The 25,511-nt window shown below is 44.2% G+C and carries 24 protein-coding genes and 1 pseudogene; 18 read left to right on the top strand and 7 right to left on the bottom strand.

Features of this window, described 5'->3' with window-relative positions; genetic code table 11:
• The first annotated feature begins 91 nt into the window (after positions 1-91).
• From ACFVS2_RS12765 to ACFVS2_RS12750, 4 genes and pseudogenes are all read left to right on the top strand, one after another.
• The gene (locus tag ACFVS2_RS12765; protein ID WP_390234366.1) at positions 92-2,098 is read left to right on the top strand and encodes a serine hydrolase domain-containing protein; all 2,007 of its coding nucleotides are present in this window, start codon (positions 92-94) and stop codon (positions 2,096-2,098) included.
• 50 nt (positions 2,099-2,148) lie between these two features.
• Complete coding sequence (locus ACFVS2_RS12760; RefSeq protein WP_390234364.1) at positions 2,149-2,856, top strand: response regulator transcription factor; 708 nt, start codon at positions 2,149-2,151, stop codon at positions 2,854-2,856.
• Positions 2,843-4,222, top strand: a complete 1,380-nt coding sequence (locus ACFVS2_RS12755; RefSeq protein ID WP_390234361.1) for a HAMP domain-containing sensor histidine kinase — start codon at positions 2,843-2,845, stop codon at positions 4,220-4,222. The genes ACFVS2_RS12760 and ACFVS2_RS12755 overlap by 14 nt, the downstream gene beginning before the upstream one ends.
• Positions 4,223-4,293: 71 nt before the next feature.
• Positions 4,294-4,410: pseudogene (locus tag ACFVS2_RS12750) on the top strand (VOC family protein); the annotation flags it as partial.
• 67 nt (positions 4,411-4,477) lie between these two features.
• On the opposite strand, the gene ACFVS2_RS12745 reads toward ACFVS2_RS12750, so the two are convergent.
• Positions 4,478-5,308 (bottom strand): S-layer homology domain-containing protein, encoded by an 831-nt coding sequence (locus ACFVS2_RS12745; protein ID WP_390234359.1) that lies wholly within the window; start codon positions 5,306-5,308, stop codon positions 4,478-4,480.
• Between the two features lie 206 nt (positions 5,309-5,514).
• On the opposite strand from ACFVS2_RS12745, the gene catA reads away from it, so the two are divergent.
• Together catA and ACFVS2_RS12735 are read left to right on the top strand one after the other, a co-directional pair.
• Entirely contained in the window at positions 5,515-6,174 is a 660-nt protein-coding gene (gene catA / locus ACFVS2_RS12740; RefSeq protein ID WP_390234356.1) for a type A chloramphenicol O-acetyltransferase, read from the top strand.
• 81 nt (positions 6,175-6,255) lie between these two features.
• Complete coding sequence (locus tag ACFVS2_RS12735) at positions 6,256-7,419, top strand: PstS family phosphate ABC transporter substrate-binding protein (RefSeq protein ID WP_390234354.1); 1,164 nt, start codon at positions 6,256-6,258, stop codon at positions 7,417-7,419.
• Here ACFVS2_RS12735 and ACFVS2_RS12730 read toward each other — a convergent pair.
• Positions 7,384-8,304, bottom strand: coding sequence for an arginase family protein (locus tag ACFVS2_RS12730; RefSeq protein ID WP_390234352.1), 921 nt, complete (start codon positions 8,302-8,304; stop codon positions 7,384-7,386). The genes ACFVS2_RS12735 and ACFVS2_RS12730 overlap by 36 nt on opposite strands.
• A gap of 105 nt (positions 8,305-8,409) precedes the next feature.
• On the opposite strand from ACFVS2_RS12730, the gene ACFVS2_RS12725 reads away from it, so the two are divergent.
• Both ACFVS2_RS12725 and htpG read left to right on the top strand, forming a co-directional pair.
• Positions 8,410-8,751 carry a winged helix-turn-helix transcriptional regulator gene (locus ACFVS2_RS12725; protein ID WP_390234350.1) on the top strand — a complete coding sequence of 114 codons (342 nt, stop codon included), beginning with the start codon at positions 8,410-8,412 and terminating at the stop codon, positions 8,749-8,751.
• Between the two features lie 206 nt (positions 8,752-8,957).
• Positions 8,958-10,838, top strand: a complete 1,881-nt coding sequence (gene htpG, locus ACFVS2_RS12720) for a molecular chaperone HtpG (protein WP_390234347.1) — start codon at positions 8,958-8,960, stop codon at positions 10,836-10,838.
• A 70-nt stretch (positions 10,839-10,908) separates the two neighbouring features.
• On the opposite strand, the gene ACFVS2_RS12715 is transcribed toward htpG, so the two are convergent.
• Positions 10,909-11,670 carry an SDR family NAD(P)-dependent oxidoreductase gene (locus ACFVS2_RS12715; protein WP_390234344.1) on the bottom strand — a complete coding sequence of 254 codons (762 nt, stop codon included), beginning with the start codon at positions 11,668-11,670 and terminating at the stop codon, positions 10,909-10,911.
• A gap of 114 nt (positions 11,671-11,784) precedes the next feature.
• Here ACFVS2_RS12715 and ACFVS2_RS12710 point away from each other — a divergent pair, with 114 nt between their 5' ends.
• Complete coding sequence (locus ACFVS2_RS12710; RefSeq protein ID WP_390234342.1) at positions 11,785-12,195, top strand: MerR family transcriptional regulator; 411 nt, start codon at positions 11,785-11,787, stop codon at positions 12,193-12,195.
• 5 nt (positions 12,196-12,200) lie between these two features.
• On the top strand, positions 12,201-12,803 hold the full coding sequence (locus ACFVS2_RS12705; protein WP_390234339.1) for an MSMEG_1061 family FMN-dependent PPOX-type flavoprotein: 603 nt from the start codon (positions 12,201-12,203) through the stop codon (positions 12,801-12,803).
• A 24-nt stretch (positions 12,804-12,827) separates the two neighbouring features.
• Here ACFVS2_RS12705 and ACFVS2_RS12700 read toward each other — a convergent pair whose 3' ends face one another.
• Entirely contained in the window at positions 12,828-13,463 is a 636-nt protein-coding gene (locus tag ACFVS2_RS12700) for a DUF5701 family protein (RefSeq protein WP_390234336.1), read from the bottom strand.
• Between the two features lie 162 nt (positions 13,464-13,625).
• Between ACFVS2_RS12700 and ACFVS2_RS12695 the strand changes: the two genes are divergently transcribed.
• On the top strand, positions 13,626-14,333 hold the full coding sequence (locus ACFVS2_RS12695; protein WP_390234334.1) for a MerR family transcriptional regulator: 708 nt from the start codon (positions 13,626-13,628) through the stop codon (positions 14,331-14,333).
• Positions 14,334-14,390: 57 nt separating this feature from the next.
• Here ACFVS2_RS12695 and ACFVS2_RS12690 read toward each other — a convergent pair whose 3' ends face one another.
• Positions 14,391-16,220, bottom strand: coding sequence for an adenine deaminase (locus ACFVS2_RS12690; RefSeq protein WP_390234331.1), 1,830 nt, complete (start codon positions 16,218-16,220; stop codon positions 14,391-14,393).
• Positions 16,221-16,432: 212 nt separating this feature from the next.
• Positions 16,433-17,803, bottom strand: coding sequence for an amino acid permease (locus ACFVS2_RS12685; RefSeq protein WP_390234328.1), 1,371 nt, complete (start codon positions 17,801-17,803; stop codon positions 16,433-16,435).
• A 417-nt stretch (positions 17,804-18,220) separates the two neighbouring features.
• On the opposite strand from ACFVS2_RS12685, the gene ACFVS2_RS12680 reads away from it, so the two are divergent.
• The 4 genes from ACFVS2_RS12680 (at position 18,221) to ACFVS2_RS12665 (ending at position 21,665) form a co-directional block, all read left to right on the top strand.
• Positions 18,221-18,964 carry a metal ABC transporter ATP-binding protein gene (locus ACFVS2_RS12680; RefSeq protein ID WP_390234325.1) on the top strand — a complete coding sequence of 248 codons (744 nt, stop codon included), beginning with the start codon at positions 18,221-18,223 and terminating at the stop codon, positions 18,962-18,964.
• Positions 18,964-19,824, top strand: a complete 861-nt coding sequence (locus tag ACFVS2_RS12675) for an iron chelate uptake ABC transporter family permease subunit (protein WP_390234322.1) — start codon at positions 18,964-18,966, stop codon at positions 19,822-19,824. The genes ACFVS2_RS12680 and ACFVS2_RS12675 overlap by 1 nt, the downstream gene beginning before the upstream one ends.
• A 14-nt stretch (positions 19,825-19,838) precedes the next feature.
• The gene (locus tag ACFVS2_RS12670; RefSeq protein WP_390234320.1) at positions 19,839-20,783 is read left to right on the top strand and encodes a metal ABC transporter substrate-binding protein; all 945 of its coding nucleotides are present in this window, start codon (positions 19,839-19,841) and stop codon (positions 20,781-20,783) included.
• Between the two features lie 162 nt (positions 20,784-20,945).
• A complete protein-coding gene (locus ACFVS2_RS12665) occupies positions 20,946-21,665 on the top strand; it encodes a YebC/PmpR family DNA-binding transcriptional regulator (RefSeq protein WP_173621438.1) in 720 nt (239 codons plus the stop codon).
• A 606-nt stretch (positions 21,666-22,271) separates the two neighbouring features.
• Here the strand turns inward: ACFVS2_RS12665 and ACFVS2_RS12660 are convergent.
• Positions 22,272-22,523 carry an NUMOD4 domain-containing protein gene (locus tag ACFVS2_RS12660; RefSeq protein ID WP_390234316.1) on the bottom strand — a complete coding sequence of 84 codons (252 nt, stop codon included), beginning with the start codon at positions 22,521-22,523 and terminating at the stop codon, positions 22,272-22,274.
• Positions 22,524-22,841: 318 nt separating this feature from the next.
• On the opposite strand from ACFVS2_RS12660, the gene ACFVS2_RS12655 reads away from it, so the two are divergent.
• Genes ACFVS2_RS12655 through ACFVS2_RS12645 form a run of 3 tightly spaced genes read left to right on the top strand, consistent with a single transcriptional unit; the run spans position 22,842 to position 25,179 of the window.
• On the top strand, positions 22,842-23,510 hold the full coding sequence (locus ACFVS2_RS12655; RefSeq protein ID WP_390234314.1) for a hypothetical protein: 669 nt from the start codon (positions 22,842-22,844) through the stop codon (positions 23,508-23,510).
• Entirely contained in the window at positions 23,507-23,971 is a 465-nt protein-coding gene (locus tag ACFVS2_RS12650) for a DUF6884 domain-containing protein (protein WP_390234312.1), read from the top strand. Before ACFVS2_RS12655 ends, ACFVS2_RS12650 begins: the two co-directional genes overlap by 4 nt.
• A complete protein-coding gene (locus tag ACFVS2_RS12645) occupies positions 23,968-25,179 on the top strand; it encodes an EVE domain-containing protein (protein WP_390234309.1) in 1,212 nt (403 codons plus the stop codon). The genes ACFVS2_RS12650 and ACFVS2_RS12645 overlap by 4 nt, the downstream gene beginning before the upstream one ends.
• Positions 25,180-25,511 lie beyond the last annotated feature (332 nt).

The raw sequence follows: 25,511 nt of genomic DNA, 5'->3' as shown, positions 1-25,511 counted from the left end.
ATGTTCTATTAAGGTTGTATAGAAATACGATTAAGACTGATTGTTTACTCTTCTAGAGAAGGAAATAAGGGTAAAGAAGAGGAGCAATCTTATGAAAATGTTTTCGAAGTTACAGACATTAATGGCGACTGTACTTGTAACTACTATGAGCGTCAGCCTTGTAAGCGGAGGTGTTTCTCCAACCAAAGTGTTCGCATCTTCTGTATCTGGGCCGGATGATCCGAGAGAGGTAGAGCAATTTGCAGATGAATTTTTTAACCAGTCAGAAATTAAGAACAACATGGCAGGAGCTACGTTTGTAGTTGTAAAAGGAGACAAGGTCCTTTTTAAAAAAGGGTATGGATATGCGGATGTAGAGAAGAAGATTCCGGTCGATCCTGATCGGACTGTATTCCGTGTAGCGTCAGTATCCAAGGTTATTACAGCTACAGCCGTTATGCAATTGGCGGAGCAAGGAAAAATAGATTTGAACAAAGATGTATCCGCATATATGGGGGGTGCCCTGATTCCGAATAAGACAGGCACTCCTCTTACAATGAAACATCTGTTAATGAACGCCACTGGATTTGACTTTGGAGACACTTCTGACTCTTCAACAACCGACTTGAAACGGGAGGTTTCTTTAAAGAAATACGTTATGGACAATCTCCCAAATGTCATTCGCAAGCCAGGAGAGTTTTACAGATATGACAACCTCGGCTTCATCATTCAAGGTTATGTTGTAGAACAAGTAGCAGGAAAACCATTTGGTGAATACGTGCAGGAACGCATCTTTAAGCCACTTGGCATGGAAAATAGTGATTTTCGACTTACACCCTCAATAGTCAAAGAGTTGGCTGTACCTTATAATCTTATCGGACAGCCGATTCCGACTTATGCAACGGTACCAACTGAGCTTCCTGATGGTGGAATGCTCTCAACTGGTTCTGATATGGCTAAATTCATGATTGCTCATCTCAATAAAGGAAAGCTTGGGAATGCGACGATTATGGAAGAAGAAACGGCGGCAGAAATGCAGAGACCTCATCTTTCCGTGCATCCAAAGCTGAATAACATGGCGCTTGGTTTCGAATATGCCAACCAGCAAAATTACAATGGACATTATGTTATTGAAAAAGCAGGGGATTTACAAGGATACCATACCGGGATGTGGTTGATCCCGGAAGAAAAAGTGGGAGTATTTGTTACAGTCAATAAGGACTTCGAAATTCGTATGCCTCTGATTGAAGCGTTTATGGATCATTACTACCCGAAAAATGAGCAGAAAAGAGGATCGTTTGAGTTAGCGAAACAAGAACTCACGAAGTTTGAAGGGACATACAGCGATTTGCGAAACCGGATGTGGACGACTCGTATACGTGCTGAAGGCGGCAAACTTATTGTAAAAGACCCGCTGGGAGAACATGTCCTATATGAAGTGGAGCCACTCTTATTCCAGGACGAACAAGGTAGTAAAGCTGGTTTTAAGCTGAACGATCACGGAGATGTGCAGGCTTTCTATTACGAGTTAAAATCAGATAGTTGGGCAGAAAAAATGCCTGAGCCGCAACGTTATCAGGATGTGGAGAATGACCATCCATATGCGTCCTATATTTATCACCTGAGACAGATCGGTGTCTTTGCTGATATGGAAGGTGACAATCGCTTTTCGCCCGAACAACAGATAACAAAAGGAGAGTTTGTTGGCTGGTTCATCAAGTGGAGTGGCATTGCCCCATCAAAGCATAAACCGATTTACACGGATCTTTCAGGTAACAAGTATGCGCGGGAAATTCAAGCAGCTTACGAGTTAGGTTTACTAAAAGCATCTGCTGATGGCAAATTTTATCCGAACGAGCCATTGACGCGTCAAGAAGCAGCAACCATCGTATGGCGCATGGCATTTGGCTATCTTCATGCAGAGCCGAAAAAAGCCAAGTTGAGTGGTAGGACAGATGCTTGGGCTTTAGAGGGAGTCCATTTCGTAGTGGCAAAAGGATTATACGGACCAGAAGTGGTGAAAGGCAGAGATGGCAATGTCGATTATAAATCAGAGCAACTGATGGTAAGGAAAGAAGCGGCTGCGTTACTATCTCGGTTCGCAGACCAATTATTTTAGTGTACAACAAGCCGTGACTTCTTGTTTGTGCTTCGTTGCGACATGAGGCGATGGAGGGAAGTACAATCAAAACGATACTGATCATCGACGATGAAGCACAAATTCGTGAACTACTCAGTATTTATTTGAAAAATTACGGGTTTGCTACTTATGAAGCAGGTAATGGGGTTGATGCGCTGGCTGTATTCTCAAGCGTGCAAATCGATCTGGTTATTGCAGATATTATGATGCCGATGATGGATGGATACGAGTTATTAAAAAAGATGCGACATATTTCCGAAGTTCCGTTTTTGTTCCTGTCCGCGAAATCGGACGATATGGATAAAATTATTGGACTGCAGCTTGGCGCTGACGACTATGTGGGGAAGCCTTTTAACCCCATAGAAGTCGTCAGCAGAGTTCAAGCGTTATTCAGAAGAATGGATGTATTTTCTAAAGGTGAAAAGCAGAACCATGAAATCATACAAATTGGCGATGTCATGCTCGATTTGGTGAGCTGTAAGCTGTACAAAAATGGACAGCAGAAAGAAGTGACATCGTACGAGTTCAAGATTTTGTCTTTACTGATGAAGCATGCGGGGAGAGTTTTTACAAAAGCATCCATTTACGAGCATGTTTGGGGGCAGGAATACATAGGGGATGAAAACCTCATTATGGTCTATATCAGCAAACTCAGGGAGAAGATTGAGGATAACCCAAGAAAGCCAGTTTATCTTATTACGATCAGGGGGTTAGGCTACCGTTTTGAAAAAAAATGAGAGCATCCCCGACAAGCGGCCGTTAAAACAACTGTTTTTTCGGCACTATGTTGTGATAAGCGGTTTGTTCTTATGCACGATTATGATTGCTCTTTTGGGGACAGACCTGTTGATGGACAACTATTTTGATAAATCGCCTGATTTGACCCGAGTGGACGGCAGTAAAATATACCAGTACCCTTTTGAAAAGATTGATGGTCGGTTGTTAGACGAGTACGGCGGCTGGTTCGAGATCGTGGATGAATCGGGGACAGTCATCTATGTAAAAGGCAACAAGGAAGACAATATCATGACATATAGCGATGGAATGCTGTACGCTAAAGTGGACATACTGCGAAATGATGATTCAATTTTCTACCATGCCTATCGAGCGCAAGGGCCAGAGGGTGAAAACTATGTTCTGTTATGGAAAATTCCTGAGCGGTTGGAAAATATATCATTGGCGCTTGGAATCTTAATAGCGTTGTTTGTCGTTCTGTTGTTCATCGCCCTTTATTTCTACACCCGGTACTCCGTCTTGCAAATGAAGAAGCCTCTCCAGCAAATTGTAGAGGGCATTAAAGAGATGGAAGGCTTCAATTATCAGAAGCGACTTACATTTTCGGCTGAAATGGAATTTGCAGAAATCCGAGAAGCATTTAACGGAATGGCAGAACGACTACAGCAGACCTCTGCAGAGAAAGAAGCGGTAGCAAACAACAAAAGAAACATGCTGTTGCATCTGTCTCATGATCTGAAAACACCGATTACCTCTGTATTCGGGTATTCTCAGTTGTTGCTGGATAGGCCGGAGCTAGAAGAAGAGCAAAGGCGTCAGTATGTTCAATATATTAACGACAAATCGTCTTATATGGCTCATTTGATTCAAGATTTGTTCGAACTGGCAAAGCTGGAAGACCAGAACGTGAGACTGAATCAAGAAAAGGTGAATATTAGTAAGTGGTTTATGCAGCTTGTTGCGGAATTTTATCCGGAAATAGAAGATAGGGGATTTCAGTTGGAAGTGAAAATTCCAGAGGAGCCGCTGTTTGTCATGTTCGACAAAATGCATATGAACCGCGTTATTACGAATTTGATCGGTAACTCGCTAAAACATAATCCGCCGGGAACGAAGCTATTCGTTTCATGCGAGAAAATAGAGACCGGCGTTGTTCTGTGGTTGGGTGATAACGGTACAGGTGTTCAAGAGAATGTTAGGGAACACATTTTTGAAGAGTTCATAAAAGGGAGTAATCCTGTGAAAGATAGCACCGGACTCGGTCTAGCCATTTGTAAAAAAATTATTACGTTACATCAGGGGACGATTCATTTGGAGAGGAATCAACAGTTTACGACTCTATTTAAAATCACTTTGCCTCTTGAATGAGCGGTACTCTTCTTGTGGCTGTCACGGCGGTCGTTTTTATCATCTATTGGTGTGTCAGGTGGTAAAGGCTAAAGGCTGGGTGCGCTGTTTTTAGTGAACCGGGGATGTACGAGACGGGCTTCGTTGATTTGGATGGTCATCGGTGGAATGTGCTGTATATGGATATGAGCAAAATGCAGATGGAGTAAGGGGAAATTGGTGAAAAGGAGCCTTCCAAATGGGGCTCCTTTTTCAAAATGAGAGTTTGGGCGAGGGTTATTTACTCGTATAAGTTGAGAGAGAACCGTCCGCTAATAAGACGTTGTAAGTACGGTGCAGCATCACCACTGCCTCCGCACGTGTGAGTGGATCGTGAACTTCCAATTTGTTTTTCCACGTACTCATGATTCCGTTGTCCACTAGCCATGCAAGTGCAGAAGCTTTTGTAGCGTCAATGTTACCATTGGCAAATACAATTTCGCCAGTATTCAGGTAACCGTAGTGAATCGAATATTCATCATTAGCAATGTAATCAGAAGAAATGATAACTGGAGAGCTTGACATTAAATACCGATTCACATCAAAAAATTGTACAGAAATATCCTCAATATCCATGAGTGTTATCAGGATGATTTCTTCGGGATTGTGATACATTTCTTGACCAAAAAATGATTGGAAGATATACATAGTGTCCCATCGCGTTACCTTTTTTTCGGGATAGATGTAAACTTTATCGTAGTCCCAATCTACAACACCAAATGAGTTCGCGTCGTACATTTCCATCAATGGCTGATAGGCCCAATGGTTTTTGGGGACATCTTCAAACTTCTGTATTTTCTGTTCGGAGGATTCTTTGTTAAGATTCGGACGAAGCTTATTAAACAACTTATGAACCATAACGGTTAATTCGGTTCTGTCAATCGCATCATTCGGCCTGAAGGCTCCATTGGAATAGCCGCTTAATACTCCTTTTTTCACCATGAAATCAACCGATTCCCGAGCCCAATGTCCATCCGGGATATCGCTGAACTGACTGGCTTGTACAGGCACGGGAGTTGAAAAAAGAATAGAAACGAAAAGAGCTATGCATAAAATCATATTTTTCATCATGTTCCTCCTTTACCATCGATTTCCTTTTCCCTTCCCTATTTCTGCTTAAACATTTCGGCTATACACAGGCTGATGTCAGGAAGAGCTGCAAATGGTATGCTGGAGGGGTAAGGCAGGATTGGAGAAGGGGATGGTGTTATGAAAAGGACACGCAAAATCACCTCCTAAAATCATGATGTTTTCGATTTTAGGAGGGATATCCAATGAAATTTCAGCGAATCGATCTAGATAATTGGAGCAGAAAGTCTTATTTCGAGCATTATCTGAACCGAGTAAATTGCACCTTCAGTATGACTGCCAACATTGATATAACGGAATTGCTCCCCGCTCTACGGCAAAAGGGGTTGAAGCTGTACCCGGCTTTTCTGTATATGGTGACGAACGTTGTCAATGCGCATCGCGAATTTCGGACTTCCTTTCATACAGATGGCGAGTTGGGCTATTGGGAGAGTATGATACCCAGCTATACTTTTTTTCATCAGGATGATCAAACTTTTTCTACGATGTGGACGGAATTCGCTGACGAGTTCCATGTGTTTTATCAAAATTACGTAGCGGATATGAAACAGTACGGGAACAACAAAGGTCTTGTGGCGAAAGAACTGGAACCGCCGTATACCTTCCCTGTCTCGTGTATTCCCTGGGTTAGCTTCAGTGGGTTTAATCTGAATATTTCGGGAGATGGGAGGTATTTGCTGCCAATCATTACAAGTGGAAAGTATTTCGAGCAAGAAGGCAAAACGTTATTGCCTGTTTCTTTACAAGTCCATCATGCGGTTTGTGATGGATATCACGCGAGCCTGTTCATCAATGACTTGCAAAAATGGGCAAAAGATTACAAGGAATGGTTAGGTGCTGAGTGAATTGGCTCGTTTGGTATGCTTCTCCTTCCTGATTTCTTCCAATCATTTATAATAACGGTAGGAGAACTGGGAGGAGAAGGAATGAACAAAGAATTGGTAGGAAAAGTCTTCGGCTGTATCGTTTTGGGTGCGATCATCACTGTGATAGGAATCGTGGCGGTTGTGATGACTGCCCTGAACGCACAGGGAAGAGTGTATTCCCTTCTTGTCGCTGTCACGACGGTCGTTTTTATCATCTACATCATCGGCCAAATCTTCGCCCCACAAAAGAGTCGCTTATGGAATCGAGCCCTCTTTGTCTATTTTCTCTTTTGTACGCTGCCAGTTGCAGGATATGAGATCAGCAGCTATTACCATAACAGCATTCCTGTGGTCAGTGAGGCGGAGGTCGATCTGGAACAGTATAAACCGTTTGGTGCAGACTCTAAAATTCAAAAACTGGATCAACCAGCGACACTGTCGTTACAGTCTGATCTGCCCAAAATAGATGGGGCGACCGCCTTGTATCCTCTTTACGCTTCCTTTGTGCAGGCTGTTTATCCCGAGAAAGTTTACGACCTTTACGACAGCGAAGTCATGGTAAGCAAGACGCCAAATGCGTACGAAAACTTGCTGGATGGCAAAGTCGATGTCATCTTTGCAGCAGGTCCTTCTGAAGAACAGCTCCTATCCGCAAAAGAAAAAGGTGTAGAGCTGAAACTGACACCAATCGGAAGGGAAGCCTTTGTCTTTTTTGTCAATGCAGAGAGTCTCGTTCAGGGACTCACTACCCAGCAGATTCGCGACATCTATGCGGGAGACATCATTACTTGGGAAGAAGTCGGGGGCGGATATGAGTTCATTCGTGCCTTTCAGCGACCAGAAAATAGCGGGAGTCAGACAATGCTGAAGAAGATCATGGGAGGTAGAGAGCTCATGACAGCGCCACAAGAAGACGTGGTAACAGGGATGGGTGGAATCATCGAGCAAACAGCCAACTACAAAAATTATTCGAATGCCATCGGTTACTCGTTCTTGTATTATGCCACGGAGATGGTGCGAAACGGAAACATTCGTCTACTCGCAATTGATGGGGTAACGCCTAATAAGGAAACGATAAAAAACAGAGCGTATCCGTTTGCGGCCGAGTTTTACGCAGTGACAGCTGGGACGGACAATCCGAATGCAGAGAAACTGATCGAATGGATTTTGTCGCCACAGGGACAAGAATTAGTAGAAAAAACGGGCTATATTCCGGTGAAATAATAAGGAGCAAGCAAAGGAGACCCTTGGGCAATTGACCCGAGGGTTTCTGTTTCTATCCATCTTCATTCTCAAGCTCTTATCCCACGGCATATGCTCGGTTATACCGAATCCAACTACATCTGTTTCTTCAGATAGTTCTTTAATCAGATGAAGTAGTTGAGGTATTTGCATTGTTCCCGCAGCAGAAAGATTATAAGGTGCTTCAGGGTTGGCGAATAATAAAGAGCGGAATGCCTTTGGGTCAAGGACATCTAAATCAAGGTGAATAGCCAGGTGCTTAATGCCACTTTCTTTTATCCACTCTTTTACAGATTCAGTACTTTTCATCAACGCTTTCGTTCCCGCTGTTTTAATACCTAGCCTTTGAATGATTTCTGAATCTTGCTCTGTAGGAGCTTCTAATCCCGCCATAAAGATATTTTCAGGCTTCAGAGGGATTTCCACATGTTTTGCGACCTCTTCATCTCCTTCTCCCAAAAGATTCCCAAGAGGTAATGTATGTCCGTAGTCATACCCAACAATCCTAACCAAATCACTGTGAGCATCGATCCAAATTAAACCTAATTCACCACCGTATCGTTTGTTTAAATACGCAAATGGAGCTTGCTCTACCAAGCAGTCACCGCCAAACATCACAATCCGATCTGGCTTATGAGCATCAATGATATGATGAGCAGCCTCTACTTGTTCAATTAGTTGTTTTCTCCCATAAGTACCGTTCTCGTTTTCAAGCGGAGTTCCATCATAAGCTCGAACTGGTATATGAATAAGGGGTTGATCATTGTCCGGAGCTAGCCACGCAAGCAACTCGGCTCTAAGAGAGTAGTTAGGGTTATTTCCCCCTTGCCATTGCGGCATTAACAGGCGTATTGTTTTTTTAGTCACGTTTGTCTCTCCTTTGCTTCAAAGTAAGGCTAGTATAAACGGACCAAAAATAAAAAAGCAGTACGCACTTTATTGATAGCTACTACCGGAAAGGATAGTGTAAATATGAGCATGGCTAAATATAAAGGTAAAGTTAAAAATATTCAAGATACACCTTTTGGTTATACATTGTCAGTAATCGGTGGTAAATGGAAAATGGTTATTATTTATCTTCTAGCAGAAAACCAACCGGTTCGCTTCAATGATCTGAAAAGACAAATAGGAGCTATTACTTATAAAACATTAAGTTCACAACTAAAAGAATTGGAAGCGGATGGTTTGGTGAAACGGAAAGAGTATCCTCAAGTTCCTCCTAAAGTCGAGTACAGTCTCACGGATAAAGCGAAAACACTATTACCCGTTTTGGAAGAGTTATGTGAGTGGGGAGCAAAAAATCAAAATAATTAAGTTCATTTTTTCTGATGCGTTACGCAATTCCAGTGCTGGATGAGTGAAAAAGATACGTTAGTCTAATACTTTATTATCCTTGAACAGCTGGTTCATATTGACAGAAAAATCTAAGACTGTTATAAAAATAGTGAATAGCACTCGCGAGGTGAGAGTGCTAACATTGGAAAAGGAATACATAAGAAGTCCGGAAGGGTGGGTATTTCATGGAAAAAAAGCAGTTTCAAGCAGAATCTACACGTCTGTTGGAAATGATGATCCATTCTATTTACACACAAAAGGAAATCTTTTTGCGCGAGTTGATTTCCAATTCGAGTGACGCGATTGACAAAATTTACTACAAATCGCTCGTCGATGATCAATTGGTGTTCGATAAAGAGAACTATTTCATCAAAATTGCGGTTAACAAAGACACCAGAACTTTGACTCTGACAGATACTGGGATCGGCATGACGCAGGATGAACTGGAAAATAATCTGGGTGTCATTGCGAAGAGCGGCTCTTTGGCGTTCAAAAAAGAAAACGACGCGAAGGATGGGTACAACATCATCGGTCAATTCGGTGTAGGTTTCTACTCGGCCTTCATGGTTGCCGACAAGGTTACGGTCATCAGTAAAGCACTGGGCAGCGACACGGGGTACAAATGGGAGTCCAGCGGGGCGGATGGCTACACGATCGAGCCTTATCACAAAGATTCCGTCGGGACCGAAATCATTCTCGAAATCAAAGAGAATACAGAAGAAGAGAATTACGACGAGTTTTTGGAAGAGTACCGTTTAAAAGCGATTATCAAAAAGTACTCTGACTTCATTCGTTACCCGATCAAAATGGACGTTACGCAGCATAAGCCAAAAGAGGGCAGCGAAAACGAGTACGAACAAGTGACGGAAGAACAAATCGTGAATAGCATGGTTCCGATTTGGCGAAAAAATAAAAGCGAGCTGACGACTGAGGATTACGAGCAGTTTTATGCGAGTAAGCATTACGGCTTCGACAAGCCGCTCAAGCACATCCACATCAGTGCAGATGGAGCCGTTGTTTATCAGGCGATTTTGTACATCCCGGAGAGCATGCCATTTGATTATTACTCGAAGGAGTACGAAAAAGGTCTGGAGCTGTATGCGAACGGTGTACTGATTATGAACAAATGCGCGGACCTGCTTCCAGACTACTTCAGCTTTGTCAAAGGGATGGTTGACTCCGAGAGCCTGTCGCTCAACATTTCTCGTGAGATGCTGCAGCATGACCGTCAATTGAAGCTGATTGCAAAAAACATCACGAGCAAAATCAAAAGCCAGCTGCAAAGCTTGCTGAAAACAGAGCGTGAGAAATACGAGCTGTTCTACAATTCATTTGGCAGACAGCTGAAATACGGCATGTACAGCGACTACGGAACACATAAAGAAACACTGCAAGACCTGTTGATGTTCTACTCTTCCAAAGAGAAAAAGCTGGTGACGCTAGAAGAGTACGTAGAGAGAATGCCAGAAAATCAAAAGTACATCTACTACGCATCTGGCGAGTCGATCGAGCGAATCGAAAAACTGCCGCAAACAGAGCTCGTATCCGAGAAAGGTTACGAAATCCTGTACTTCACAGATGACGTCGATGAGTTCGCGATCAAAATGATGATGAACTACAAGGAAAAGGAATTCAAATCCGTATCGAGCGGGGATTTGGGAATCGAGCCAGGCGAAGAAGAAAAAGCAGCCGAAGTCGAAAACGAAAATAACAAAGAACTGTTCGACTATATGGCATCGCTGCTCGAAGGAAAAGTCAAAGCCGTAAAAGCTTCCAAGCGCTTGAAGTCACACCCTGTCTGCTTGTCGACTGAGGGTGAAGTGACGATTGAAATGGAAAAAATCTTGAATGCGATGCCAAACAATTCGAATGTCAAGGCAGACAAGGTACTGGAGATCAATGTGAACCATGCGGTGTTCCAGTCGTTGAAGGGTGCCTTTGACACAGACAAGGAAAAGGTCAATCTGTATACGGCGCTTCTGTACAATCAGGCGCTCTTGATCGAAGGCTTGCCGATTCAAGACCCGGTTGAGTTTACGAACGACATTTGCAAAGTCATGGTGTAATCATAAAAAAGGGGATGAGACTTACTCATCCTCTTTTTTATGCGAAAAACGTCTCGGAGTGATAAAAAAACTAGTTTCTTGACCTCGTCACATACGTAAAGATTGGATCCCTTAGCTCGAACTCATATGTTGCTCCATTCACTATTCCAACGACCTTCTCACTGTCATATAAATCGAGCAAGAAATCGGCCATTTGCTTAGCTGTATGGAACTTAGGAAGTGCACCAGCATATTCAAAATGATCAATATCAAAGGAACGCTTCGCAAATTCGGTCTCTGTCGCAGCAGGTGCCAAGACTTTTGCTTGCATGGCTGCTCCGTTCTCCTTCAATTCTTGTGCTAGACCTTCCGTAAAGGCACTAACATAGAACTTCGTCGCGCAATAGGTCACGGCGTTAGCGATGATTCTGTAACCTCCGCCTGAAGAAATATTGATGATTTGCGTTCCATGCACATGTGCATAGTCACGAGCATAACGAGAAGATAGAATCGTTAGTGCTTCAATATTCAAGTGAAGCATGGACTCAATTTTATTCAAGTTTTGTTCCCCAACAGAAGCAAAGTTTCCGAACCCCGCATTGTTAATCCAGGTCTCAATCTCATAATCCTTTAGACTGTCGTAAAAGTCATGAACATTTTCACTCACACTTAAGTCAACTGTTCGAATGACTACATCCAATTTTGCGTTGATTTCAGCCACTTTTGATTTTACCTTTTCTAATTCCTCCGTTCGACGAGCTGCTAAAATTAAGTTTTTTCCACGAGCAGCGAATGCCAGAGCGGTTTCAAAGCCAATTCCTGAGCTTGCTCCCGTAATGACCGTATATTTCATGTATATCCCTCCTGAATTTATTCAATAACTTCAATTGAGAATGAATGTTTCATTGAGTATACTGATTAGAGTAAACTCTAAGTCAAGGGTATAAAATCCATTCGGAGGTTTCTCATGCGCACGATTGGTGAAGTGGCACATCTATTAGGGATAAGCACACATACGCTGCGATATTATGAAAAGGAAAAAATAATTATTCCGGATCGCGATGAAAGCGGTGACAGGCGATATAACGATTCGCATATTCAATGGCTGCGATTTGTTATCAAGTTAAAAGAAACGCAAATGCCTATCTCGAAAATCAAGAAGTACGCTTCACTGTTTTTAGAAGGAGAACATACTACCACAGCTCGATTGAGTCTTTTAGAAGAACACAAACACTATATTGAGCAGCAAATAAAAACGTTAATCAATGTGGATGGTATGCTGGAACGTAAAATTGTTGCTTACAAAGATTACATCAGTAACCGAGAAGCCAAAGCACCGGTAGACGAAGAAAAGATATACATAGAGAGAGGAGAGTAGAACCTATGTGGAATCCGTTGGAAGTAAAAGATCTCATCACCAGTGCAGAAGAACTAAAAAGTCTGGTAGGAGAACCGCACGAGGCGGTTGTGAAAAAAAGCATCGCGCAGGTTGAGTCGCATGTGATTCATTACGTGTCTATGTCGCCGTTGTTTTTCTTGTCTACAGCAGATGCTTCAGGCAAATGTGACGTTTCCCCGCGAGGCGACGAGCCGGGCTTCGTTAAAGTGCTGGATGATCACCATATTATTTTTCCAGAGCGAATGGGGAACAGACGGGTCGACTCTTTGCTGAATATCATCGCCAATCCGCAGGTGGGTATGATTTTCCTGATTCCTGGTCTGGAAGAAGTGTTGAGAATTAACGGATCAGCCCGCATTACGAAAGATGCAGAGCTACTCGCTGCGCAAGAATGGAAGGGTAAAACAAACGGCATGGGCGTGATCGTGAAGGTAGACGAGTGCTTCCTTCATTGCCCGCGCGCATTTAAACAAGCAGGCTTGTGGAAGGCGGATTCTTGGCCAGAAAAAGAGGCGATGCCTTCGATGCTGGAAATGTTTCGCGCTCATTTGAAAATAAATGGCGTTACGTTGAATGAAAAAGAATAAGAAAGAAAAAACCTTGAATGAGCTTCAAGGTTTTTTTTCGTCCAAACGAGCTTGGCAGGAAGCCGAACCGAGCCACGTATGTGGATTGCCGGCCCAGCACCAGCCTAGCTTCGGTTTATTTTCGCTGATCCACATGGCCGTTACGCGTCGGTCGCCACAACGAGAGCCGAGTAGAGAAAAGCCGTTGTTTTTCTTTACCTGATCCGGGAAGTGAGTGATCAGGGCAATCCCTTCTTCCAGCGTGAGCGGAGAACGCTGTTGCTCCAAGAGGGTGGGCATCGCGTCATTCGGAGTGACGTTCAACGTCTCTTTTCCTGTATCAATTCCGGTCATTAGGTAAGCCATTCCTGTAGGAATCTCGATGCCCTCGATGGGTGTAAACCGCCGGATTTCTTCCGCATCCATGACACTGAAGCCAGCTTTCTTTTGCCGCTCGATTGCTTGCATCGCTTTTTCTCCGTCGAACCAATCGCCTTTCACCACGAGAACAAAGGGGACGAGGCCCTCTTGCTGGTCGTCTTCTTGTATGGGGAGAGCTTCTGCCAGTGGTTGCAGAGGGTCCAGATTTTTCCTGAACTCATCTGCTGTCATGCCCGCCATTTCAGGATAGCCTTTTTGAATGAGCGTTGTCAGTTGCCGTTCGAATTCAGCTTTGTGCATGGGTTAATGCGCCTCCTTCCACTTGTCACTTTCATCTTACAACATTGGTGCGAATTAAAAGGTTTAGCCAAAATAAAAGGAATAAAGCAGATTTAGATTGAAGTAACTTTACAACTAAGCTTTAATCTTTATGAAAGAAAATCGGTTAGGGGGCTGGTTGCCATGCGTCCCATTGATATTGCACGTAAGCTAAAGCTGAGCACGAGCGCCTTGCGCAATTATGAAGCGCATGGGCTGGTTCCGCCTGTGGCGCGGTCTGCGAGCGGCTACCGGAAGTATACGGAGGAGCACGTCGCTTATTTTACATGTATTCAAGCCATGTCTCCTGGCTTTGGAATGGAAGTGACGGCTCAGGTCATGCGACTGATTCAGGATAGACAGTTGCAGGCTGCTCTGTGGCTTGTGAATGAGGTACAGGCTAATCTACATAGGGATAAGCAGTTAGCCGAACGAAACTTGGCGATGCTTGAAGACGGTGGAGCAGTTAAGGTGGAGGAAGCTGGAAACAGTGAATGGATGACGATTAAAGAGGTAGCAGCCATGACTTCACTGCCCAGCTCAACGATCCGCCACTGGGAAAAGGTTGGACTCATTACGACTTCCCGCGATGAGAAAAATGGCTACCGTCTCTTCAATCGCTCGCAAATCCGCAAAATCATGCTGCTTCGTACGCTGCGACCTGCTGTCTATTCTTTATCGGTTGTGGAGCTAAAGGAAGCCATCGCGAACATGAATGAAGAGGATGTGAAAGAGGCGCGAAACATCGCTTTGGAAACACTGCGTTATCTGGATCAGATGAATCTTGTACAAATGCGTGGGGTTTTCTATTTCTATCAATTATGTAAAGTGGTTCAGTTGGTCGAGGAATAGGGTAACGAAAAAGAGAAAACCCTCTTCTGCACATTCGCAAAAGAGGGGATGTCGTCGTTATTCCACAAACAGTGATACTCGCTCAAATCCCGCATCTGAAATGCGAATCAAGCCCGTATCCGATATGTGCAAGGTCGGTATGACGACCAGAGCTAGCAAAGACAATGTCATAAAGGCGTAGTTCATCGTGCAGCCCGCTTTCACCAATGCATGGCTAATCTCCATGGATTGCTGCACAACTGTTTCATAAGGCTCTGTCGACATCAGTCCAGCTAAACGCAGAGGAAGCTCCACGATTTCGCCGTCTCCAGTCACGACAGCGATACCGCCTTGCATGCTGATCACAGCATTGGCTGCTTGTGCCATCCGCTCATCGTCGTTTCCGATGACAAGCACGTTATGGCAGTCATGGGCGACAGTCATGGCAATCGCTGCTGGCTGGTTAAATCCGACATTGCCGACAATCCCGATGCCTGAGCCGCCTGTTTTCCCATGGCGCTCGAAAATAGCCATTTTGCACAACGTGCTCTCTGGCGTAACCTGAAGCTCACCATTTGCGATAGCTACATCGACAAACACTTCGTCCGTCTCTACGTGATTTTCGCGGACAACTGCCACGCGCGTTTTGATCGTCCCAGACGGAACAGGGGTCTTGATGATGAAGTCAGATGGAGTGAGCTCAGCCTTGATTTTCACAGAGTTGACAGCAAACGCAGGGTAAGGGAACGGAGGAAGTTCGAGCGTCATCTCACCGTTTTCCGCCACTACTTCACCGCGTGCGATCGTCATTACGACATCCACATCAGCCAGATTTCCGTCGAGCAAAATCATATCGGCGATGATACCCGGTGCGATCGAGCCTACATCTCTTGCGACACCGAATCGTTCTGCTGTATTGATGGTCGCCATCTGGAAGGCAGTAACGGGCTTCACTCCTTGCGAGATCGCGTGTCTAACGATGAAGTTCATATGACCTTCTTCTTTCAACGAATCACAGATGCGGTCATCGGACACGAGCATCATCCGGCGGGAGTCAATGCCCTGTTCGGTGTGTGCTTTGATCGTTGCTGCAACATCGTGCCACGCAGAGCCGCGGCGCATTTTGGCATACATGCCGAGGCGTACGCGCTGTGCGACATCTTCGCTGGTCACACATTCATGGCAGCCGGTTACACCCGCAGCAGCGTAAGCAGCCAGACGCGGATCACTTGAAGGCCATGTATAGTGACCATCCACTACTTTTCCTGCCCGCAGTGTCGCTTGAATCTCTCCAATCATTTTCGGGTCTCCGTATACGACACCAGGGAAATTCATGACTTCTCCCAGTGCGATCATATCTGGTCCCCAGCTCAATGCTTCCGCGACCTCCGCTGGTCCGAATTCTGCCCCAGCCGTTTCAAAAGAAGCATCCGTTGAAGGGACGCAGGAAGCGACCTGCATGTAAGCAGCCATCGGTGTTTGTCTCGCCTCATCCAGCATGATGCGCAAACCAGGTAGACCGAGAACATTTGAGATCTCATGCGCATCGAAAAAGCCGCCTGTCGTTCCGAGCGGCAGTACCGCATTGGCGAACTGCGTCACGGACAGCATGCTGCTTTCGATATGACAGTGCCCGTCCAACAGTCCTGGTGCCATATACTTTCCTTTGGCATCGATGATCTTGGTGGATTCATCCGTCATCCCTTCCACAAAAGGACCGACATAGGCGATACGAGTGCCAACGACAGCCACGGACATATTCGGCAAGATTTCACCGGAGAGAACATTGACGAGAGTGCCGTTATGGATGAAGAGAGTCGCTTTTTTCTCCCCTCTGGAAAAGGCAACGAGATCAGGAATGCAATCTGCGAGTGGAGGTCTTGCAAAGGACGAATGCTGCTGTGTCATGTTTACTATCACCTCATGCTGGATTTGGTTTTTTACATATAGTACACATCGAAGCGGAAGGAAGCTAGTTTTCTTTTATAAAAAATTTGAAAAAGAGGCTTCGTCTCCTATTTTCCGTTTATGTACGATCTCAAGTGCAAAAAGGGTCTTGTGATCAAAATAAAACACCTCCCATTTTCACCGATGTTGAAAGTGAAAACAGGAGGCGCTGCTTAGTGTTCTGCTACCTCTATTTCATTTGTCTTCGTTTTCCGCAGTTTGTAAATCACGACGAGCAGAATAAACCATACAGGTGTGATGAACAAGGCGACTCGTGTATCTTCCGCGAGTGCAAGGACGACTAGAATGAAGGCAAGGAATGCTAGGATCAGGTAGTTGGCAAAAGGATAGAGCGGCATTTTAAATGTATTCGCTTTTGCTAAATCTGGTCTCGTTTTGCGATATTTCAAATGACAGATGACGGTGATTCCCCAAATAAAGATAAAGCAAACGGTCGACACGCTTGTGATCAATGTAAAGACGCCTTCTGGCATGACGTAATTCAATACAACTGCGATAAGGATAACAACCGTCGAAAAGAGTAGTGCATTTGCCGGGACCTTGTTGGCAGTCAGTTTGGTAAGAGGCACAGGTGCATTCTTTTCTTTGGCAAGGGAGTAAACCATCCGGCTTGTACTAAAAATGGCGCTATTACATGCGGAAGCGGCGGATGTCAGTACCACGAAGTTGACGATACCGGCAGCGGCTGCAATGCCAATCGCTGCGAAGACCTGCACGAATGGACTCTCCAACGGGTTGATCGCATTCCAAGGATAAATGCTCATGATGACGATAAGTGCGCCAACATAGAAAATCAAAATCCGAATCGGGATTTGGTTAATCGCTTTTGGAATGACTCGTTTTGGATCTTCTGTTTCACCGGCTGTCAAACCGACGAGCTCAATCCCAACAAATGCGAACACGACCATCTGGAAGGAGAGAAGGAACCCATTGAAGCCGTTCGGGAACATACCGCCATGACTCCAGAGATTCGTGAAGCTGGACGCACCTGCATTCGTAGAAAAGCCCTTGATGATCATGAAGATGCCGACAAAAATCAGGGCGAGAATCGCGATGACCTTTACGAGAGCGAACCAAAATTCCATTTCTCCAAAAAGCTTCACCGTAGCTAGGTTCATGATTAACAAAATCACGAGGGCAATTAAGCCTGGCATCCACTGCGGTATTTCCGGAAACCAGTATTGCGTATACAGACCAACCGCTGTCAGGTCAGCCATGGCGATCGAAATCCAGCAAAACCAGTAAGTCCAGCCCGTGACAAATGCGGCCATATTCCCCAAATAGTCTTTGACGAAATCCACAAAAGAATGGTAGTCCAAATTGCTCAAGAGGAGCTCCCCGAGTGAGCGCATGATTAAAAAGCAGATGATTCCCGTAATCAAGTAAGCAAATAAGATGGATGGGCCGGCCAAATGAATCGATTTTCCTGCGCCCAAAAATAATCCTGTTCCGATTGCTCCACCGATCGCGATGAGTTGTACGTGTCTATTTTTTAGACCTCTCTCCAATTTTTGATCCTGCATACGATCCACCTCGCTCTATTTTTAGTTAGTTTTTAATTTTTAGATTTTTATCAAACAGATAATGTTCATATTAACATAACTATAGTTGTTTCACATATGTTTATTTATTTTTATAGAAAAAAAGCTTTTAATTATGAACGAAATAGGAACATTTTGGGAGTGTTGGCTTTTTAAAACAAAAGCTGCACTTTTTTTGTATTTCAGAAAAAAGAATATATTGACATGATAATGGAAATCATTTAATTTTGCATTAGGGAAACTTTTTTATACGAATGCACATTAGTTTGTTCGGGCGAATATTATTGGTACAAGACTACATTTTTGTGTTAAGGCATATGTGCATAAAGGAATTACCCGTTTCACCATCGTTTTTTTGGCGGGATCATATAACGGGCTATTATTTGGAGGGAAAAAATCATGGATTCTGCTATCGCTGTAAGGGACCTGCATGTCTCTTACTTTGGGAATGAAGTTGTTCGGAATGTTTCGTTTGATGTTGAACTAGGGAGCATGGTTGGAATCATCGGTCCAAATGGGGCAGGGAAGTCAACCCTGATCAAAGCGCTCTTGGACCTCATTCCGAGAGATAAGGGGAATGTGTGGATTTTTGGGAAAGAGACAAATGAATTCCGGAAGAAAATTGCCTATGTACCACAGCGGAGCATGATTGATTGGACATTTCCGATCACCGTCATGGATACAGTGCTGATCGGGACATACCCAAGTGTCGGACTGTTCAAATTTCCGAAAAAAAAGGAAAAAGCGTGGGCGCTGGAATGTCTGAGAAAAGTAGGGCTAGAGGATTTCCGCGACAGGCAGATTGGGGAGCTCTCCGGCGGGCAGCAACAGCGTGTCTTCCTGGCAAGGGCACTTGCGCAAAAACCAGAGCTGCTGCTTCTGGACGAGCCGTTTGTGGGAATTGATGTGGCGAGCGAGGATACAATCATTCGCATCTTGAAAGAGCTGCAGTTTGAGGACAAAACGATTGTCGTCGTCCATCATGACTTGTCCAAAGCATATGCGTATTTTGATCAGCTTCTTCTAATGAACAAAGAATTGATCAAGTACGGGACGGTCGATGAAGTGCTGAATCGAGAAGTCATGTCGAGAGCATATTCCTATCAACTCCCATTTCTCGAAAAGACCGAGGTGCTTGCATAATGGATTTCTTGATGGCAATTGGACAGTATGAGTTTTTGCAAAAAGCATTGTTTACATCTGTAGTGGTTGGGTTAATCTGCGGCGTCATCGGTAGCTTTATCATCTTGCGGGGAATGTCCTTGATGGGGGATGCCATCTCACACGCTGTTTTACCTGGGGTGGCCCTCTCCTATGCTTTTGGAATCAATTTCTTCGTGGGCGCTGTTTTAACGGGTGTACTCACCGCTGTTGGAATTGGCTACGTGAGCCAAAATAGCCGCATCAAGAACGATACGGCGATTGGAATTTTGTTCACGTCCGCCTTTGCGATCGGGATCATCATGGTTACGATGTTGAAAAGCAGTACCGATTTGTATCACATTTTGTTCGGGAATGTATTGGCTGTGCGTTCGTCAGACATGTGGGTGACGGTTGGCATCGGGGTCATCGTCATCGTGACAGTCTACGCTTTTTTCAAAGAACTGTTACTGACTTCGTTCGATCCGACCATTGCGGCTGCTTACGGCTTGCGTAACAACCTCATTCATTACTTGCTGATGACCTTGCTGACGATGGTAACTGTCGCTTCCTTGCAAACCGTAGGAATCGTATTAGTCGTGGCCATGCTGATTACACCGGCTGCTACTGCCTATCTTTTGACGGACCGTTTGTCGATCATGATCTTTTTGGCTGGCGGGTTTGGAATGCTGTCGGCGGTTATTGGCCTTTATTTTAGCTTTACCTATAATTTGGCCTCTGGTGCCACGATTGTCGTGGTTGCAACCGTGTTATTCTTCCTGGCCTTTCTCTTCTCCCGAAAACACGGGGTGGTATGGAAATCAATCCGAGCGCGACAAAAACGAGTCGAGCTCTCAAAGTAAAGGAGAATATCGTCATGAAGAAGTGGAATCTGTTTTTCGTTTTTTTAGTATCAACCGTATTAATGGCAGGGTGTGGTGCTCCGCAAAGTGCGAACGAGCCCACGAAGTCAGATGGTGACAAGCTGCAGGTCGTGACCACGTATTCCATCCTGTATGACATCGTGAAAAACGTTGGGGGAGATCGGGTAGAGATCCATAGTCTTGCTCCGATTGGCTCCAATCCACATGAATATGATCCATTGCCTGCTGACGTGCAAAAAACGACGGATGCAGACGCGGTTTTCTACAACGGCTTGAATCTGGAGGCGGGTAACTCTTGGTTTAATAATCTCATGACCACAGCGGGCAAATCTGGTCCGGATGCACCCGTGTTCCGACTCAGTGAGGGCGTAGCGGCCAAGCATTTGACGACGAAAGGCAAAGAGAGCGAAGAAGACCCGCACGCTTGGCTGGATGTACGCAATGGCATCAAGTATGCGGAGAATGCAAAAAATGCCTTGATCAAGGTGGACCCAGCACACAAGGAAACGTATGAGCAAAACGCCAAGAAGTACATCGAACAGCTGACTGCTCTGCACGAGGAAGCGGTTAAGCAATACAACCAGATTCCGAAAGAACAGCGTTTGCTTGTGACGAGCGAGGGAGCGTTCAAATATTTCAGCGAAGCGTACGATTTTGATGCGGCATACATTTGGGAAATCAACTCGGAGAACCAAGGAACGCCAGAGCAGGTCACACAGGTGGTTGATACGATCCGTGCGAAAAAAATCCCGGCTCTGTTCGTAGAGACGAGTATCGATCCGCGCAGCATGGAGATGGTATCGAATGAAACGGGTGTACCGATTGTCGGGAAAGTATTTACGGACTCTCTCGGAAAGCCGGGAGAAGATGGCGATACGTACATCAAAATGATGGAATGGAATATCAAGACGATCTATGAGGGATTGACCAAGAAGTAAGATTTTGAAACCAAAGCACAGCTCTCCTATTTAAGGGGCTGTGCTTTTAAATTCTTCCACCGCTTAACATATTTCATAGGATTGAGGTATAATAGGCTAGTGTGTAAAAGGAATCCGGAGTTTTTATATTTTGAATCTGTCATATTGAAAGAGAGTGGGATTATGGGTCGTAAGTGGAACAATATTAAAGAGAAGAAAGCATCGAAAGACGCGAGCACCAGTCGTATTTATGCGAAGTTCGGGAAGGAAATTTACGTGGCGGCAAAGCAAGGCGAGCCGGACCCAGAGTCCAACCGTGCTCTGAAGGTCGTCCTGGAGCGTGCTAAAACGTACAGCGTACCGAAAGCGATTATCGACCGCGCGATTGATAAAGCAAAGGGCGGCTCTGATGAAACATTTAGCGATCTGCGCTATGAAGGCTTCGGGCCAAACGGTTCTATGATCATCGTGGATGCACTGACCAACAACGTAAACCGCACGGCTCCTGAAGTGCGTGCCGCTTTCAACAAAAATGGCGGTAACATGGGCGTATCCGGTTCGGTTGCTTACATGTTTGACCCAACAGCGGTATTTGGCTTTGAAGGCAAATCCTCTGATGAAGTGCTGGAACTCTTGATGGAAGCGGATGTAGACGTGCGCGACATTTTGGATGAAGACGGTGCTGTCATTGTTTACGCAGATGCAGAACAGTTCCACTCTGTACAAGAAGCACTCAAAAATGGCGGCGTCACAGAGTTTACCGTAGCTGAACTGACGATGCTGCCACAAAACGAAGTCACGCTAACAGAAGATGTACAAGCCCAATTCGAAAAGCTGATCGATGCTTTGGAAGACTTGGACGATGTGCAGCAGGTGTACCATAACGTTGATTTAGGTGAATAATGTTTTCAATGGAGAAGACCTTTGTTTTAGGACAAGGGTCTTTTTTATGTGCTGCGTATTGGCTGCGGTGAAGAGAAGAATATTTCCAGTCTAGGCTCCAGGCTCCGTCCTGCTGGGGGTTAAGACTGTCCGCTCCGAAGGGATTCGCGGGGAAACGCAAAAGTGGTAGCCGCTTCGTCGCGTGGGCACGTTGCGTTTCTTTTGCCCGCAAATCCCTTCTCCGCTGGGTAGGACTCCACAAGTCGCTACGTCTGGAAATATTCTTCTCTGTCGGAACTGATGCGATTCTTCAAGCTTTTAAGGCATTTAAAACCCGTCTAACACTGAAAGCTCGTAGAGGAAACAGGAGAAAACAGCGAAGATCTTTGGGACACCGACCGAGGCGGAATGCAAAAAGCGAAACACGCCCTTAAGCGTCCACCTCTGAAAAGGCATCCTGAAAGGACCACTTTGGACGCGGTTTCGCTTTTTGCATGGAGTCGGGCAGTCAATCCTCCAGCGGATGGGACAAGAAGCTGAGCGTTTTCTCCTGTTTCCTCAAAGCACTACAGCAACTACATGTAGATGAATTGTTCTTGCTTTATGCCAAAAAAAGAAATATTACCCTCAACTTAAATATTGAAAGAACATTGCTTTTCTCAATGGATCTAGTATTAAATTATCAAAATATGTTAAAGAGGAACCAACTATATAGCCCTCTCGATTGAGATACGTTTGTATAGTTTTTTCTTTACGAGTAAAACCATTGGCTAAACTATTGATCTTACCGTAACTACTTACCTGATACAGTCCTTCATAATCCAAAACATCTTTCCAAATTTCCTCTTGTTGATTTTCATTGCCCACAAACTTTGTCACATCGACCATCCCCTAGATAATTGAATTTTTTGAAATGCAAATAACCCTTGCCGCGATTGGCAAAGGCTATTTATGACTTGTTCAGAATGCTCTCTGAAAATCGTTTCATACCTAGAAGTGCTTAAGGCATCTATAGTTACGTATTTTTTGTCCACAACCAAAGCTAGATGCGCTTAATATGTTGATCGATCTTAAGCGCAATCACACCTAACAAACCGATTCTCTGAAGGAAAGTGGACAGTTCTTAAACTGTCGCTCTTTTGCATTAATTGGGATAAAATTGAATTGACGAGTTTGAGAGCGAGGTTTATGAACATAATGGACAACAAACTTAAAATGTGGAATGACTTTTGTGAGGAGTATCAAGTGATAAGCAAAGGTGTTCCACTTTTTCAAACAATCGACGGTGTTAATGTTGATGTTTTTCCATATGGGGCAAGTGAACGCTTAATGCTCAAACGTAGTGATGAGATGGAATCTTTGGTAAAACAACAGTCTGGCATTGTAGTTAATGATTATCAAAGAAGTACAGATCGCTATGATGGACTGATATACATGATGTTCTGGAAAGTAGACAACGAAGTTATCCCTCTGTACATTGGCAAGGCTGAGAAATATGGAAAAAAGGGAGGTAACTTATCCGAGAACATTAAGGGAGATAACGCGAAGTTTTGTCGTTGGGGGTATAACTACGCATATCATATTGGAGATCTTAGTGCCGTTGTTTGTCCAGGTCATCAAGAAGAAAAGAGAACTAGGAAATACGAAAAGTGGGCTAAAAGGTTGTTCGAAACCATTCAAACAGATAGCCCCATGCTTAGACAACCAATCTATTTCTGGATTTCTCCATGGTCAAAGAATTGGACAGGAGTTTGGAAAGAGTTTGGTCAGACCTCGTTGACTTTTCTTGAGTATCTGCTGATCGGTTTAGCAAGCGAAGTCTTTCCAGAAACTCTTCTTAATGACGAAGGAGTCAACCGAAAATGAAGAGATTGTGCATTATCCCCTGTGGTTCAAAAAAAATATGGCATAATCATCCTGATATTGGTGCTGTTGAAGCAAGAAATGTATACACAGGCGGTTTCCATAAAGCGTGTCAAAGATACGCAGAAACGTTTTTTGAGAACTGGGTGATTCTTTCCGCAAAGCACGGCTTTTTGTTCCCGTCCGACCTCGTTAGTCATCAATATGATGTTACCTTCAAGAAAAAGTCTAAAGAAGTTATATCTGTTGATGAGTTTATTGCACAAGCTGAACAGACAGACTTGTTCAGCTTTAATGAAATTACTGTGCTTGCAGGTAAGGATTACGCTAATGTCGTTGAAAAGGTGTTTGATTCAAGGCATATTCTGAAGTTTCCTCTAAAAGGATGTAAAGGAAATGGATTAATGCACCAGCGAATTAATCATTTTCTTGAACATAATCGAGAAATAGGTGAACCAATATGACTACATGGATTTTTCAGGGTAATCCAAATCGTTTCAAAGTTGATGACTACTTACGTGAAAATCAAGACATTGTTTGGTCGATCAGGCAGGAACATTATGTAAAAGATGTACAAGTCGGGGACACAGTCTATATTTGGCGTTCTGAAGCTGGTAAAACGGGTTATGGTGGTGTAATTGCTAGAGCGACCGTTACAGGCTTGCCTGTTTCCAGAAAAGACGTTACTTCTGAGTATTGGGTAACTCCAAGCGATGCCAATGAAGTTCTGCCCAGAGTCCCAATGGACGTAGAGGAATTGGCACTTGAAGGTAATCATCTCAGTAGAGAATTTTTGAAGAAGAATCCTGTATTGTCTGATCTGTTAATCCTCAAAATGAGCAATAACACAAATTACTTGCTTTCAAATGCGCAAGCAGACGAACTTTTACAACTATGGAATATCAACGTACCTAGCAATTCTTACGGTAATAGAGAAATCCCGCTTCCAGACCCAGTATCCCGCAATAGGGAGTTCTTATCGTACAACGAGCAGCTAAGAAACGAAGTGATATACGAGTACATAGTCAACGGAAACACTCATCGATGGATTGATGAACATACCCTACAACTTGATCCCGAGTGGAGTCGTGGTTATCAAGCAATGGGAATACTTCATCATCTTGGTTTGAAAAATGCCTTTAAGGGTCTTTTTAAGGGGATTTCAATATCTGAAGCTATTGATTTGATTGAGCAAGAATGTGTTGAGCATCCATCAGATCGTAATTTATACTTGCCAATTATCTCATCACTGACTGGAATCAGAGTTAGTGAGTATCAAGATGAAGATTCTGTAGGGGATGTTCAAACTTACGAGGGTAAAGAGTATCCCGAAGGGAAAATTGCATTTTTGCTTCATAAGAAACGCGAACGGAATCCTAAGTTAATCAAGGAGGCCAAGAGATTGTTTATCAGTAGACAGGGACGATTGTATTGTGAAGCCTGTGATGCTGATTTCAAACACATATATGGTGAAAGAGGGATAGACTTTATTGAAGGTCATCACAAAAGACTTGTTTCTGAGATGACAGAAGGGGAGAAGACGAAGGTTGAAGATATTGCGATGTTGTGTAGCAACTGCCACAGAATGATACATAGGAAGCCTTTGATTAGCGTTGAGGAGTTACGCAAACTCATAACGATACAGAGGCATACGTCACCTCACACGATGTAATATCATTCTTCGTTGACTAACTCTTGAATTTACCCAAAGCTGATACTGGGAAATTTTGCCTGTAAATCGTTCCCATGGAAACCGATAAATATTTGAGTTGGTTGAAGGTTATCCAGAAGGGTAAGCCGTGCCAATGCACATTGATTCCTTAAAGCCCTTGCCCTTGCCCTTGCTACGCTTGGACGGGCGGCAACATCGACAGCATCAGCCACCGTTAAGGGTACGATTGTATTGTCGAATTACTAGATCACCACATACACAATTCTATGAACGGACACTTATGATTGAATACATCACTAGAGGGACTTAAACGAAATATCGACAATCTAGAG

The sequence above is a fragment of the Brevibacillus sp. NPDC058079 genome, from assembly GCF_042885155.1.
Lineage (GTDB): Bacteria > Bacillota > Bacilli > Brevibacillales > Brevibacillaceae > Brevibacillus.
This window is presented reverse-complemented; position numbering and strand designations above follow the sequence as displayed.